Source organism: Pseudomonas sp. NFACC24-1 (assembly GCF_900115235.1).
Lineage (GTDB): Bacteria > Pseudomonadota > Gammaproteobacteria > Pseudomonadales > Pseudomonadaceae > Aquipseudomonas > Aquipseudomonas fluorescens_AA.
Map to the genome: position 1 here is coordinate 381660 of NZ_FOVS01000002.1, position 14319 is coordinate 395978.

Annotated in this window: 11 protein-coding genes; 6 read left to right on the top strand and 5 right to left on the bottom strand. The window is 63.8% G+C overall.

Features of this window, described 5'->3' with window-relative positions; translation table 11 throughout:
• Positions 1-19 precede the first annotated feature (19 nt).
• Positions 20-844 carry an SDR family oxidoreductase gene (locus BM317_RS03910; RefSeq protein WP_092166217.1) on the top strand — a complete coding sequence of 275 codons (825 nt, stop codon included), beginning with the start codon at positions 20-22 and terminating at the stop codon, positions 842-844.
• Positions 845-1069: 225 nt separating this feature from the next.
• Here the strand turns inward: BM317_RS03910 and BM317_RS03915 are convergent, their stop codons facing one another.
• Genes BM317_RS03915 through BM317_RS03930 form a run of 4 tightly spaced genes read right to left on the bottom strand, consistent with a single transcriptional unit; the run spans position 1070 to position 5957 of the window.
• The gene (locus BM317_RS03915) at positions 1070-1933 is read right to left on the bottom strand and encodes an efflux RND transporter periplasmic adaptor subunit (RefSeq protein ID WP_092473144.1); all 864 of its coding nucleotides are present in this window, start codon (positions 1931-1933) and stop codon (positions 1070-1072) included.
• A 10-nt stretch (positions 1934-1943) separates the two neighbouring features.
• Entirely contained in the window at positions 1944-2144 is a 201-nt protein-coding gene (locus BM317_RS03920) for a DUF1656 domain-containing protein (RefSeq protein WP_003205331.1), read from the bottom strand.
• On the bottom strand, positions 2134-4338 hold the full coding sequence (locus BM317_RS03925) for an FUSC family protein (protein ID WP_092473146.1): 2205 nt from the start codon (positions 4336-4338) through the stop codon (positions 2134-2136). The genes BM317_RS03920 and BM317_RS03925 overlap by 11 nt, the downstream gene beginning before the upstream one ends.
• A complete protein-coding gene (locus BM317_RS03930) occupies positions 4335-5957 on the bottom strand; it encodes an efflux transporter outer membrane subunit (protein ID WP_256574026.1) in 1623 nt (540 codons plus the stop codon). The genes BM317_RS03925 and BM317_RS03930 overlap by 4 nt, the downstream gene beginning before the upstream one ends.
• Before the next feature lie 321 nt (positions 5958-6278).
• Here BM317_RS03930 and BM317_RS03935 point away from each other — a divergent pair, with 321 nt between their 5' ends.
• The gene (locus BM317_RS03935) at positions 6279-7247 is read left to right on the top strand and encodes a LysR family transcriptional regulator (RefSeq protein WP_060740766.1); all 969 of its coding nucleotides are present in this window, start codon (positions 6279-6281) and stop codon (positions 7245-7247) included.
• A 27-nt stretch (positions 7248-7274) separates the two neighbouring features.
• Here BM317_RS03935 and BM317_RS03940 read toward each other — a convergent pair whose 3' ends face one another.
• On the bottom strand, positions 7275-7532 hold the full coding sequence (locus BM317_RS03940; protein ID WP_092473148.1) for a hypothetical protein: 258 nt from the start codon (positions 7530-7532) through the stop codon (positions 7275-7277).
• A gap of 235 nt (positions 7533-7767) precedes the next feature.
• On the opposite strand from BM317_RS03940, the gene BM317_RS03945 reads away from it, so the two are divergent.
• Genes BM317_RS03945 through BM317_RS03960 form a run of 4 tightly spaced genes read left to right on the top strand, consistent with a single transcriptional unit; the run spans position 7768 to position 14085 of the window.
• Complete coding sequence (locus tag BM317_RS03945) at positions 7768-8925, top strand: efflux RND transporter periplasmic adaptor subunit (RefSeq protein ID WP_092166213.1); 1158 nt, start codon at positions 7768-7770, stop codon at positions 8923-8925.
• Positions 8922-12038 (top strand): multidrug efflux RND transporter permease subunit, encoded by a 3117-nt coding sequence (locus BM317_RS03950; protein ID WP_092473150.1) that lies wholly within the window; start codon positions 8922-8924, stop codon positions 12036-12038. Before BM317_RS03945 ends, BM317_RS03950 begins: the two co-directional genes overlap by 4 nt.
• Before the next feature lie 9 nt (positions 12039-12047).
• Complete coding sequence (locus BM317_RS03955) at positions 12048-12731, top strand: heavy metal response regulator transcription factor (RefSeq protein ID WP_060740762.1); 684 nt, start codon at positions 12048-12050, stop codon at positions 12729-12731.
• A complete protein-coding gene (locus BM317_RS03960) occupies positions 12718-14085 on the top strand; it encodes a heavy metal sensor histidine kinase (RefSeq protein WP_092166211.1) in 1368 nt (455 codons plus the stop codon). The genes BM317_RS03955 and BM317_RS03960 overlap by 14 nt, the downstream gene beginning before the upstream one ends.
• The last annotated feature ends 234 nt before the right edge of the window (positions 14086-14319 follow it).

Genomic DNA, 14319 nt, shown 5'->3' on the forward strand with positions numbered 1-14319 from the left:
TTTGCACAAGGAACGCGCCATGCCTGTTGCGTTGATTACCGGATGTTCCAGCGGCATTGGCCGCGCCCTCGCCGACGCCTTCAAGGCCGCGGGTTATCAGGTCTGGGCCACGGCGCGCAAGGCTGAAGACGTGGCGACACTCGCCGCGGCCGGGTTCACCGCCGTGCAACTGGACGTCAACGATGGCCAGGCCCTGGAACAACTGGGTGAGCGGATCAACCAGCAATGTGGCGGCCTGGATGTGCTGGTCAACAATGCCGGCTACGGCGCCATGGGCCCGCTGCTGGACGGCGGCGTGCCGGCCATGCAGCGTCAGTTCGAAACCAACGTGTTCGCCATCGTCGGGGTCACCCGGGCGCTGTTCCCGGTGCTGCGTCGGGCCAGGGGGCTGGTGGTGAACATCGGCAGCGTGTCCGGGGTGCTGGTCACGCCGTTCGCTGGCGCCTATTGCGCTTCGAAGGCGGCGGTGCATGCCTTGAGCGATGCCTTGCGCATGGAACTGGCGCCGTTCGGTATCCGCGTGATGGAAGTCCAGCCTGGCGCCATTGCTTCGAGTTTCGCCAAGAATGCCGGCCATGAAGCCGAACAGTTGATCAGCGAACAATCGCCCTGGTGGCCCCTGCGCGATGGCATCCGCGCCCGGGCCAAGGCCTCCCAGGACAACCCGACCCCCGCCCACGAATTCGCCGCTGCGCTGCTCAAGGCGGTTCAACAACCCAAGCCACCCCGCTTGCTGCGTCTGGGCAACGGCAGCCGGGCGCTGCCGTTGATGGCGGGTTTGTTGCCCAAAGGGTTGCTGGAGAAGGGGTTGATGAAGCGGTTCGGGTTGGGAAAAACGCTGTAAGTACCGGAGAAGTAACAGGCATTACTTCTGTGGCGAGGGAGTCGGAGGCGAATACAAAACGCATCTTTAGCGAAGATCCAATGTGGGAGCGGGCTTGCTCGCGAAGACGCCGGCACAGTCGATATCAGTGCAAGCTGAACCGCCGCTTTCGCGAGCAAGCCCGCTCCCACAGAGGATTTATGGTGTGCGAAAAATTTTACTCTCGACCACAAGTAGCCAGTGATCTCAGCGTTTGTCGTTAGGCTCGACCACCACCGTGCAGGTCATCCCCGCCGCCAGCAGCACGCCGTCCGGCATTTCATCCAGATGGATGCGCACCGGCACTCGCTGGGCCAGGCGCACCCAGTTGAACGTGGGGTTCACATCGGCGATCAGTTCGCGGCTTTCGGGGTTGTCGCGGTCGTAGATGCCTCGGGAAATACTTTCCACATGGCCCTTGAGCGTCTCACCGCTCATCAACTGCAACTGCGCCGAATCGCCGACCCGCACCTTGGGCAATTTGGTCTCTTCGAAGAAGCCGTAGACCCAGAACGAATGCATGTCCACCACGGCCATTTTTGCCTCGCCGATGCGCGCATAGTCGCCGCGGTGCACATTGAGGTTGGTGACGTAGCCATCCACCGCCGCGCGAACGTCGGTGCGCGACAGGTTCAGCTCCGCGGCTTCCAATTGGGCCTGGGCCTGCTGGTAGTCGGCCAGGGCCGAGTCGGCGATGTTGCTGGCGTCATCGCGGTTTTCCCGGGAGATCACCAGGCTGTCCAAGTCGGCCCGTCGATGGGCGTTGACCTTGCGCATCTCCCAGGTGGCCTTGCGCGACGCCACCAGGGAACGCGCCTGCTTCACGGCGATGCGGTAATGCTCGGGGTCGATGCGCATCAACAAGTCGCCCTTTTTCACCAACTGGTTGTCGCGCACCGACACCTCGACCACCTCGCCGCTGACATCGGCGGCCACATTGATGATGTCGGCCCGCACCCGGCCATCGCGGGTCCAGGGCGTGTTCATGTAATGGACCCACAGCGTACGGCCGATCCACAACGCCAGGGCCAGTACCAACAGCGTCGCCAGCAGGCTGAAAAACTTTTTCATCGCATCGATCTCAACGATAGACCGTCAGCGCCAGCGCGCCGAACAGACAGGTAAACAGACTCAGGCGCAACAACGCCGGGTGCCAGAAGAAACGGTACAGGTCCAGCCCCGACAGGAAGCGGTCCAAGGCCCAGGCCAGGCCGGCGGCGATGAAAAACATCAGGGTCATGGTGGGCATGTACACGCCATGGAAGGCGATCTCACGGGGCATGTTCAGGTTCCTGGGGAAGCGATGTGGCATGCGCCATGGCATAGCCGGCCAATGGCGATTGCGGGTCCAGCAGCGAAGTGCGGATGAAATGCAGGTAGCTCTTCACCCGGCGCAGGGCCGAGGTGTCGAAATGCGGGGCGAAGGGTTCGTCGGTGGCCTGCAAGCGGCCGATGGCATGATCCACCGCCACCAGCGCACGCTCCAGATTGCTCTGGCCCGGCTGACGGAACAGCCGCACCAGCGCCCGCCCCATCACCCGAATCGCCTGGCGCCATGGCTGGCTGTCGGCATACGCCGGGTGCACCGGCAAGATGGCCTGCTCCTTGCGCAACTCAATAATCGCGTGACCGACTTCCAGCACCACGAACATCCAGCGCAGCAAGTCCCGTTGCACTTGGGGTTGACCCGCCGCCAGCCCGTAGGCCTGGTGCAGCAGGTCGCGGGTGCGGCTCTCAAAACTCGAGGCCAGCCCCTTCAGACGACCGCTAATGGCGAACACCACTTGCTCGCGCAGGTCCTGCTCCAATCGGCGCCACAACCAGCGGCTGTTGGGCGGCAGGATGATCGCCCCGGCAGCGGCGCACACCAACATGCCAAGGATCATCGCAATGTAGTCGTTGATGAAGGCGTAGGGGTTGTAGACCGTCAGGTTGTCCGGCACCGAGCCGGTGCAGAAAAAGATCAGCAGCCCCAGCCCGACCCCGGCGTATTGCGGCCTGGAACTGAGGAACGAACCGAACATGATGACGGGGGCGAGCATCACGCAGAGCAACGGAAAACCATCGATCAGCGGGAAAATGAAAAACATCTCGACGAAGCCGACCAGCGCCCCGAACAACGTACCGCAGGCCATCTGGAAAGCCATGCGCTTGGGGTTCGGCGTCGCGGCCGACAAGCCTACGGTGGCGGCGGCGATCATCGTCATGGTCGCGCCGCTCGGCCAGGCCGTGGCGACCCAGTAGCTGCCCAGCACCAACAGAATGAAGGCGGCGCGAACCCCCGATGCCGTGGCGGCCAGCCAGTTGGTCTGGGGCACGAACGGTTCGTCCCAGCGCTCGCGTTCGTGGCGATGTTCGGCCAGGGAGGCGTGGGTCTGGGCGTAGCCGTGCAAGTCGTCGACAAAGCGATAAAGCAGCTCGTAAGCGGTATGAAAGTCCAACTGCTCGCCATCGCTTGGCGCGGTGTCCTGGAACGCTGCCCGCAAGCGCCGTACCTGGGCCGGCAGGTCGGCCTTGTAGTCCGCCAGCGCCGTCGCCAACCGCGCTGCGTCGGCGTCGGTCAAAGCCCGTGCGCTGAAGCCGTCCAGCAGCTCGGCAAGGTTTTGCAAACCAGGCTTGATGGCGTTCACCACATGATCCGCCGCCCCGCTGCGCAAGCGTTCGAGCAGTTGGTGCAAGGCATTGAAACGGGTGGTGACACCCATGAATTCGCTGTTCAAGCGACTGAGCCGGCCATTGCGCCGACGCATGTGGGGGTCTTCGAACACCGTCACGCTGCGCAGGCTCTCCAGGCCGACGGCTTCGGCGATGAAGCGCACGTTACCGGCCTCGAAGGCCTCCCGCTTGCTGCGTCCGCGCAAGCCGTCGGTGACAAACAGGGCGAACACGCCAAAGCGCTGGTACAAAGCGTTGCGCATGGCGGCGCTGGCGGTTTGCGGCAGGATCGCGGCACTGACCAGGGTCGAGCAGAGAATTCCCAGGGAAATCTCCAGCACCCGCCAGACCGCCGCCATGAACGCCCCCTCGGGGTGGGCCAACGCTGGCAAGCCGATCATCGCCGCGGTATAGCCAGCCAGCACGAAACCATAGGCGCGGAAGTTACGATACCGCGCCGCCCCTGCCGAACAGATGCCGACCCAGATCGCCAGGCAGCCAAGGAACAGCTCGGTGTTCTGGGCGAACAGAGCGATCAGCGCCACCATCACCGCCGAACCCGCCAAGGTGCCAAGGAAACGGTAGAAGCTCTTGGCGAACACCTGGCCGCTCTGGGGCTGCATGACGATGAATACGGTGATCATGGCCGTACGTGGTTGCGGCAGTTCCAGGCGCATCGCCAGCCACAAGGTCAGGAACGCGGCAAACAGGACCTTGAAGATATAGACCCAGGTCACCCCGTCGCTGCGGGCCCAGTCGAAGAAACCACGGCGCCATTCGAGGCGATACAGCCAGCGTGCGGGGGCAAGTAAGGACATCATTGGATGCTGCTTACGCATCGTGGCGAGGGCGCTTGCTCCCGCTTGGGTTGTGCCTTGTCGGAGCTGTGTAGGCGCGGTGTAGGAGCTGCCGAAGGCTGCGATCTTTTGATCTTTTGATCTTTCGCTTGAGACTCAAGTGTCTGGGGGAAGATCGCAGCCTCGTTGCACTCGACAGCTCCTACAGAGTCCAGCCCACCGCCCAACGCCGTCACCAGATCGGCATGGGCCGTCAGGCGAGCCGCCTCCACCCGCTGTTGCACCTGTTGCTGCTTGAACAGCAGGCTTTGGGCGTTGAGGACGTTGAGGTAGTCCGTCAGGCCACGTTGGAACGCTACCTTTGCGATGTCGTAGGTACGTTGGGCCGCGGCCACCGATTCGGCGGCGAAGACCTGCTGCTTGTCCATGGATTCGCGACGGATCAACTGATCGGAAATGCTCTTGAGCGCGTTTGCCAGTGTCTGGTTGTAGTGCGCCACGGCGATGTCATACCCGGCGGCGGCCTCGCCCAACTGCGAACGCAGGCGCCCGCCGTCGAAGATCGGCAACGTGATCGCCGGCCCGACGTTGTAGGTGAGTTTCTTGCCGGTCAAAAACTCCAGCGCCCCGCCACCTGTGGCCATGTAGCCGAGGCTCCCCACCAGGTCGACGTTGGGATAGAAGCCGGCCCGGGCCACATCGATGCCCCGGGCCTGGGCCGCCACTTGCCAACGCCCGGCCACCACATCCGGACGCTGGCCAAGCAGTTCGGCGGGCATGGCCGACGGCAGCTTCAAGGGCGCGCCGAGGGCCAGGGTCGGACGTTGCAACTGCGCCCCCGCTCCCGGCCCCTTGCCCGCCAAGGCCGCCAATTGATTGCGGCTCAAGGCGATGGCCTCGTCCAGGGCGTCGAGTTGGCGATGGGTCTCGGGCAGTGGCGCCTGGGCCTGGCTGACTTCGAAATGGGTGCCGATACCACCGTCCAGGCGCTTCTGCGCCAGGTCGAGAATCTGCTCTTGTTGGCCCAGGGTCGCGGCAACGATATCGCGCTGGGCGTAGTGCAACGAAAACTGGATGTAGGCGCGCACGATGTTGTTCTGCAATTCCAGTTGCGCCTGCCGTGCCTCGGCGACGCTGAGGTGGGCCAGGTCAACCGCCCGTTCGCTGGCATTGCGCTCACGGCCCCACAGGTCCAGGGCATAACTCAAGCCCAGGGAAGCATTGTTGTCCCAGGTCGTGGTGTCGGCCAACTCGCCCGGGCCGTAGAACTGATCGGAGGGCCAGTTATGGCGCTTGAGGGTCGACTCGCCATTGATCTGCAACGACTCGGCGGCCTCGGCAATGCCGGCCATGGCCTTGGCCTGGCGTACTCGCGCCGCGGCCATGGCCAGGCTCGGGCTGCCCTGTACGGCCAGGTCGATCCAGCGATCCAGTTGCCGATCGCCATAGGCTTGCCACCACTGGCGGGTGGGCCAGTGGGCGTCGCGGGCGGCCTCGCGGATGGCGGCATCGGTCGCCAGTTGATTGGCCGGCAACACCTGGCCTTGCGGCGCAATACCCCCGGTGCCGATGCAGCCGCTGATGGTTAACGTTAAAACCCAAACACTGAGAGTCTTCAGCTCTCTGCTGATGCAACGCGGCACTTGCGCAAAATTCCTAAGAGAGAGTCGAGAACCTGTAGGAGCACCCTGTGGGAGCGGGCTTGCCCGCGAAGGCGGTTACCCTGGCAACATCACCGCCAACTGACCCACCGCTTTCGCGAGCAAGCCCGCTCCCACAGGTACTGCACCAGACAGCAGGGCCAGACCAGCGCCACAGTGCCGGCAATTCTAGGCATCGCCCTCTCCGGCGATAAGCCGACCTTTCTGCGAATCTTTGTTACCGTTAACGCGATAATCCATTAGTCGGGTCCCGCATCTCTGTAACTTCATGTCACAATTTGCCACCTCCCAAGAGAGCCCTCCATGGACACCTTGCAAAACATGCGCGCGTTCAGCTGTGTGGCCGAAGCCGGCAGTTTCACCGCCGCCGCCGTGCAACTGGATACCACCACAGCCAACGTCTCGCGTGCGGTTTCCAACCTCGAAGCCCATCTGCAAACCCGCCTGCTCAACCGCACCACGCGGCGCATTGCCCTGACCGAGGCGGGTAAACGCTACTTGCTGCGTTGCGAGCAGATCCTGGCTTACGTCGAAGAAGCGGAAGCCGAGGCCAGCGACGCCCATGCGCGACCGGCCGGGCAGTTGAAGGTCCACACCATGACCGGTATCGGCCAGCATTTCGTGATCGACGCCATCGCCCGCTACCGCAAGACGCATCCGGACGTGACCTTCGACCTGACCCTGGCCAACCGGGTGCCGGACATCCTCGACGAGGGCTACGACGTCTCCATCGTGCTCGCCAGCGAACTGCCGGATTCGGGCTTCGTCTCCCAGCGCCTGGGGATCACCTACAGCATTGTCTGCGCCTCGCCCGCCTACGTGAAAGCCAGCGGTTGCCCGCAAAAACCCAGCGACCTGCTCAACCACGCCTGCCTGCGCCTGGTCAGCCCGGTCATCCCGCTGGAAAAATGGGTGTTCGACGGCCCGGAAGGCCAAGAGATGGTCACCATCAACAGCTCACCGTTCCTGGTGAACTCCGCCGATGCGATGAAAACCGCGATCACCAGCGGCATGGGCGTGGGGGTATTGCCGGTGTATGCGGCCATCGAAGGCTTGCGCAACGGCACGCTGGTGCGGGTCATGCCCAACTACCGCTCCCAGGAACTGAACCTCTACGCCATCTACCCGTCGCGCCAATACCTGGATGCGAAGATCAAGACCTGGGTCGAGTACCTGCGCGGCTCGTTGCCGGAAATTCTCGCGGCGCACCAGGCTGAGCTGACGGCTTACGAATTGAGTGGCAGCCTGGCAGGCGCACGGGTCACGAGCTGAAGTCGTCCCCGTGCTTGAAGGAGCAATTCAACGCTTGCCCATGGAACGCCGCGTGCCGGGAGGCGCCGCGCCCGGGGTCTTGGTGTGGCCATTCTTCGCGCCGTTCTTGTACCACGGCTGTTGCCCGGCGCCCTTGGCCGCCGCCAGTTCACCGGGTTTGAAGGGGAATTTGAAAGCCGGGATCGCCGCCTTGATGTCCTCGCTGCTGGAAACATCGCTGCCGGGCAAATCGGCCTGTTCGCCGCCGGGGAGATCGTCCGCGGGCGAAGGTGTCGGGGAAGTCATGTAAGGCTCCGGGTCATGCATGCAAGTCGGGCCCGAAGGGCGAGCCGCGAAAGGCGGCAGTATACCTGCCCGATATCACCGCGCGTTGGCAGTTTCATCCGGCATATGCATTCATCCGACAGCAAGCCGGGACAAAACTGACAAGCCTGTCAGTTAGGCGTCACCTTCCTGACCGGCTCGCAACGCTATATAAGAAAGCTCCAACTCTTGCGTCTCGAACCGGCCCTTCTTATCCATGCGCATCCAGAAGAAAACTGTCCTGATTGTCGTGCTGCTGATCGCCCTGGCGGCCCTCGCCCTCTGGTTTGTGCTCAAGCCCGTGACCGCCAGGCCCGGCGCTCCCGCCGCCGTTCCGGTACGGGCCGTCAGCGTGATGCAACAGGATGTACCGCGCTTTGCCAGCGGCATCGGCACGGTGCTGTCGCTGCACAGCGTGGTGATCCGCCCGCAGATCGACGGCATCCTCACCCGGCTGCTGGTCAAGGAGGGGCAACTGGTGAAGAAGGGTGACCTGCTGGCGACCATCGACGACCGCTCGATCCGCGCCAGCCTCGACCAGGCCCGGGCCCAGCTCGGCGAAAGCCAGGCACAACTGGCGGTGGCCCAGGTCAATCTCAAGCGCTACAAATTGTTGAGCGTCGATGACGGCGTCTCGAAGCAGACCTACGACCAGCAACAGGCGCTGGTCAACCAGCTCAAGGCGACCGCACAAGGCAACCAGGCGGCCATCGACTCGGCACAGGTGCAACTGTCCTATACCCAGATCCGCTCCCCGGTGAGCGGTCGCGTCGGCATTCGCAACGTGGACGAAGGCAACTTCCTGCGTACCAGCGACGCCGAAGGCCTGTTCACGGTGACCCAGATCGACCCCATCGCCGTGGAGTTCTCCCTGCCCCAGCAAATGCTGCCCACCTTGCAACGGTTGATCGCCGCCCCCGAGCAAGCCTTGGTCAAGGCCTATATCGGCGCCGATGGCGCTACCGGGGAGCTGCTCGGCGAGGGGCGCCTGAGCCTCATCGACAACCAGATCAACGCCAACACCGGAACCCTGCGGGCCAAGGCTGAATTCAACAACGCCGCGCAACGGCTGTGGCCGGGGCAACTGGTGACACTGAAAATCCAGACCGCCATCGACAAGGACGCCCTGGTGGTACCGCCTACCGTGGTCCAGCGCGGCCTGGAGCAACACTTCGTGTACCGCATAAAGGGCGACAAGGTCGAGAGCGTGCCGGTGGAGATGGTTTACCAGGACAGCGACCTGCACATCATCAAGGGGGTGAACGCCGGCGACCAACTGGTGAGCGACGGCCAGTCGCGGCTCAAGCCGGGCAGCCACATCCAGGTGCTCAGCGACCCGCCCGCCCTGGCCAGGACCGCGGAGCCGCAACCATGAAGGGTCGCGGCTCGGTTTCGGCGTGGTGCATCGACCACCCTATCGCCACGGTACTGCTGACGTTCGCCCTGGTGCTGCTGGGGGTGATCGCGTTTCCTCGCCTGCCCGTCGCACCGTTGCCGGAGGCGGAATTCCCGACCATCCAGGTCAACGCCCAGTTACCCGGGGCCAGCCCCGAAACCATGGCGTCGTCGGTGGCGACGCCACTGGAAGTACAATTCAGTGCCATTCCCGGCATTACCCAGATGACCTCCAGCAGTGCCCTGGGCTCGACCAACCTGATCCTGCAATTCAGCCTCGACAAAAGCATCGACACCGCCGCCCAGGAAGTGCAGGCGGCGATCAACACCGCCGCCGGCAAACTGCCCAACGACATGCCGAACCTACCGACCTGGCGCAAGGTCAACCCCGCCGACAGCCCGGTGCTGATCCTCAGCATCAGTTCCACGCTGATGCCCGGTACCGAACTGAGCGACTACGTCGAAACCCTGCTCTCCCGTCAGATCAGCCAGATCGATGGCGTAGGACAAATCTACATCACCGGCCAACAGCGCCCGGCGATCCGGGTCCAGGCCTCGGCCGACCGACTCGCCGCCATCGGCCTGACCCTGGCGGACATTCGCCTGGCGCTCCAACAGGCCAGCCTCAACCTGGCCAAGGGCGCCTTGTACGGTGATTCGAGCATTTCCACCCTGTCCACCAACGACCAGTTGTTCAAGCCTGCGGAGTACGGAGAGCTGATCGTGTCCTACCGGGACGGGGCACCGGTTCACCTCAAGGACATCGCCAAGGTGGTCAACGGCTCGGAAAACGCCTACGTCCAGGCCTGGTCCGATAACGAGCCCGGGGTCAACCTGGTGATCTTCCGGCAACCGGGGGCCAATATCGTCGAGACCGTCGACCGCATCCAGGCGGCCCTGCCCACCCTGCAAGCCATGTTGCCCGCCGCGGTGCAGGTCAAGGTGCTGATCGACCGCACCCAGACCATTCGCGCCTCGCTGCACGAAGTGGAAATCACCTTGCTGATCGCGGTGCTGCTGGTGGTGGCGGTGATGGCGTTGTTCCTGCGCCAGCTCTCGGCGACCCTGATCGTCTCGGCGGTGCTGGGGGTGTCGCTGACCGCCAGTTTCGCCCTGATGTACGTGATGGGTTTCAGCCTGAACAACCTGACCCTGGTGGCGATCGTCATCTCGGTAGGGTTCGTGGTGGACGATGCGATTGTGGTGGTGGAGAACATCCACCGGCACCTGGAGGCCGGCGACGGCATGCGCGAGGCGGCGATCAAGGGGGCCGGCGAAATCGGCTTTACCGTGGTCTCCATCAGTTTCTCGCTGATCGCCGCGTTCATTCCGCTGCTGTTCATGGGCGGCGTGGTCGGGCGCCTGTTCAAGGAGTTCGCCCTGACCGCCACCTCGACCATCCTGATCTCGGTGGTGGTGTCCCTCACGTTGGCGCCGACCCTGGCCGCGTTGTTCATGCGCGCCCCGGTGCATCACGCCCATGGCAAGGCGGGGTTCGGCGAACGCCTGCTGGGCGGGTATGAGCGGGGCCTGCGCAAGGCCCTGGCCCATCAGAAGCTGATGATCGGCGTGTTCGGCCTGACCCTGGCACTGGCGGTGGTGGGCTATGTGTTCATTCCCAAGGGTTTCTTCCCGGTGCAGGACACCGGCCTGGTGCTGGGCACCAGCGAAGCCGCCGCCGATGTGTCGTTCCCGGACATGGTGGCCAAGCACAAGGCCCTGGCCGATATCGTCGCCGCCGACCCGGCGGTGCAGACCTTCTCCCACTCCGTCGGTGTCTCTGGCAACAACCAGACCATCGCCAACGGCCGTTTCTGGATCGCCCTAAAGCCCCGGGGCGAGCGTGACGTGTCGGCCAGCGGCTTCATCGACCGGATCCGCCCGCAATTGCTGAAAATCCCCGGCGTGGTGCTATACCTCAGGGCCGGACAGGACATCAACCTCAGCTCCGGTCCCAGCCGCGCCCAGTATCAGTACGTGCTCAAAAGCAACGACGGGCCGAGCCTCAACGCCTGGACGCAAAAACTCACCGACAAGCTGCGCGGCAACCCGGCGTTCCGTGACATTTCCAACGACCTGCAACTGGGCGGCAGCATCACCCACATCAACATCGACCGCAGCGCGGCGGCGCGCTTCGGCCTCACCGCCACCGATGTCGACCAGGCCCTGTACGACGCCTTTGGCCAGCGGCAGATCAATGAGTTCCAGACCGAGACCAACCAGTACAACGTGATCCTGGAACTCGATACCGCACAGCGGGGCAAGGCCGAAAGCCTGGCGTATTTCTACCTGCGTTCGCCCCTGAGTGGGGAAATGGTGCCGCTCTCGGCCCTGGCCCGCTTCGATGCGCCGAGCAACGGCCCGCTGTCGATTGCCCACGACGGCATGTTCCCGGCCGCCAACCTGTCGTTCAACCTGGCGCCCGGCGTGGCCCTGGGAGACGCGGTGCGCCTGCTCGACCAGGCGAAGAACGAAATCGGCATGCCGGCCGCCATCACCGGTAGTTTCCAGGGCGCGGCCCAGGCCTTCCAAAGCTCGCTGGCGAGCCAGCCGTGGCTGATCCTCGCCGCACTGGTGGCCGTGTACATCATCCTCGGCGTGCTCTACGAGAGTTTCGTGCACCCGTTGACGATCATCTCCACCCTGCCCTCGGCCGGCCTCGGCGCGCTGATCATGCTCTGGCTACTGGGCCAGGACTTTTCGATCATGGCGCTGATCGGGCTGGTGCTGCTGATCGGGATCGTCAAGAAGAACGGCATCCTGATGATCGACTTCGCCCTCGACGCCCAGCGCAACAAAGGGCTGGCGCCCCAAGAGGCGATATTCCAGGCGTGCCTGACACGCTTCCGCCCGATCATGATGACCACCCTGGCGGCCCTGCTCGGTGCCCTGCCGCTGATGCTCGGCTATGGCCCGGGCGCGGAACTGCGCCAGCCCCTGGGCATCGCGGTGGTGGGCGGCCTGTTGGTGAGCCAGGCGCTGACGCTGTTCACGACACCGGTCATATACTTGTGGCTCGAGCGAGTGTTCCATCGGCCCGCCCAGCAGTCAGGGTCGGCGCCGACGGCGGCGCTGGCGAGCACAGACCACTGAGGCGGGGCCATGCGCGTTCTGATCATCGAAGACGAAGAAAAAACCGCGGACTACCTGCACCGCGGCCTGACCGAACAGGGCTACACCGTGGACGTGGCGCCGGACGGCATCGAAGGGCTGCACCTGGCCCTGGAAACCGACTATGCGGTGATCGTGCTCGACGTGATGTTGCCGGGCCTGGACGGCTTCGGCGTGCTGCGGGCCCTGCGCGCCCGCAAGCAGACACCGGTGATCATGCTCACCGCCCGGGAACGGGTCGAGGACCGTATCAAGGGCTTGCGCGACGGGGCCGATGACTACCTGGGCAAGCCCTTCTCCTTCCTCGAACTGGTGGCGCGCCTGCAAGCCCTGACCCGCCGCAGCGGTGGCCATGAACCGGTGCAGGTAAGCATCGCCGACCTGTGGATCGACCTGATCAGCCGCAAGGCCACCCGCGCGGGCCAGCGCCTGGACCTGACCGCCAAGGAGTTCTCCCTGCTCAGCGTCCTGGCTCGCCGCCAGGGCGAAATCCTCTCGAAAACCGCCATTGCCGAAATGGTCTGGGACATCAACTTCGACAGTGACGCCAACGTCGTGGAAGTGGCGATCAAACGCTTGCGGGCCAAGCTCGACGGGCCATTCGAACAGAAGTTGCTGCACACCATTCGCGGCATGGGTTATGTGCTGGAGAGCCGCAGCGATGAGCGTCCCTGACAGCATCGCCCTGCGCCTGAGCGGCATGTTCACGCTGGTGGCGGCGCTGGTGTTCCTGTTGATCGGAGGCGCTTTGTACCAGCAGGTCGACAAGGGCCTGGGCCTGTTGCCCGAAGCCGAGCTCGATGCCCGCTACAGTGTCCTGGAGTCCACCGTCGGCCGCTACGGCACGCCTGAACACTGGGTGAAGATCAACAACAAGCTGCGATTGCTTGGCGAAGAAGACAAACGCATCCATTTCTGGATCGTCAGCGATGATCCGCGCTTTGAATACGGCGATCCCGATGCGCAGATCCGCACCTTTGCCCAAGGCCCGCTGGGTAAGCGCGACCTGACGTTGCCCCATCGGCACTACCCGATGAAAGTGCTGGTGAGCCAATTCCCGGCCAAGGACCAACGCCCGCCGCTGCGCTTCATGATCGGCATCGACACCGAGACCTTCTACCAGACCCAGCATCGCCTGTTGGTGGCGCTGGTGAGCCTGGCGATTGTCGGCGTACTCCTGGCCTCGTTGCTGGGCTACTGGGTCGCGCGCATCGGTCTCAAACCGCTGATCAAGCTGTCCGAAGAAGCCCGGCGCCTGGCCCCACCCCGCCTGTCCGGGCGCCTGCAACTGTCGCCCTTGCCGCCGGAGCTGAGCCAGTTCGTCAGTTCCTTCAACGCCACCCTGGACCGGGTCGAACAGGCTTACTCGCGGCTGGAGTCGTTCAACGCCGACGTCGCCCATGAATTACGCTCGCCCCTGACCAACCTGATCGGCCAGACCCAGGTGGCGCTGACCCGTGGGCGCTCGGCCGAACATTACTTCGAAGTGTTGCAATCGAATCTCGAGGAGTTGGAGCGGCTGCGCTCGATCATCAACGACATGCTGTTCCTGGCCAGCGCCGACCAGGGCAGCAAGGCCACCAAGTTGACCAGCGCATCCCTGGCCGGCGAAGTGGCGACCACCCTCGATTACCTGGACTTCATACTGGAAGATGCCCAGGTCCAGGTCCGGGTCAGCGGCGACGCCCAGGCCAACATCGAGATCGCTCACCTGCGGCGGGCGCTGATCAACCTGCTCAGCAACGCCGTGCAGCACACCGCGCCCGGGCAAGTGATCGACGTGCACATCGAAGCCCTTGGCGACCAGATCACCCTCGCCGTCACCAATCCCGGCGAACCGATCGCCGGCGAGCATCTGCCACGCCTGTTCGAACGGTTCTATCGCGTCGATGCATCGCGCAGCAACAGTGGCGCCAACCATGGGCTGGGGCTGGCCATCGTCAAGGCCATTGCACTGATGCATGGTGGCGATGTGTTTGTGCACAGCGACCAGGGTGCCAATACGTTCGGGATCCGTTTGCCAGCCTGACGCCTCTCCCCCCATTGGGCTTGTACGCATCATCAGATCTTTCCAGGCCAATGAATGCTGGGCGAAAGCCAACTGTAGCAAAATCGGAATACCGTCCGAACGCGCCCCCAGCTTCCATTAATTACCGGGTAATTGCGCAAAACACTGATTGCCCGCTCTCATTGATCCAAGCACAATCAGCAAAAGGCCAGCATCTGGTTCATTGCCGGTTTGCAATCCTTTGGGACGGATCCC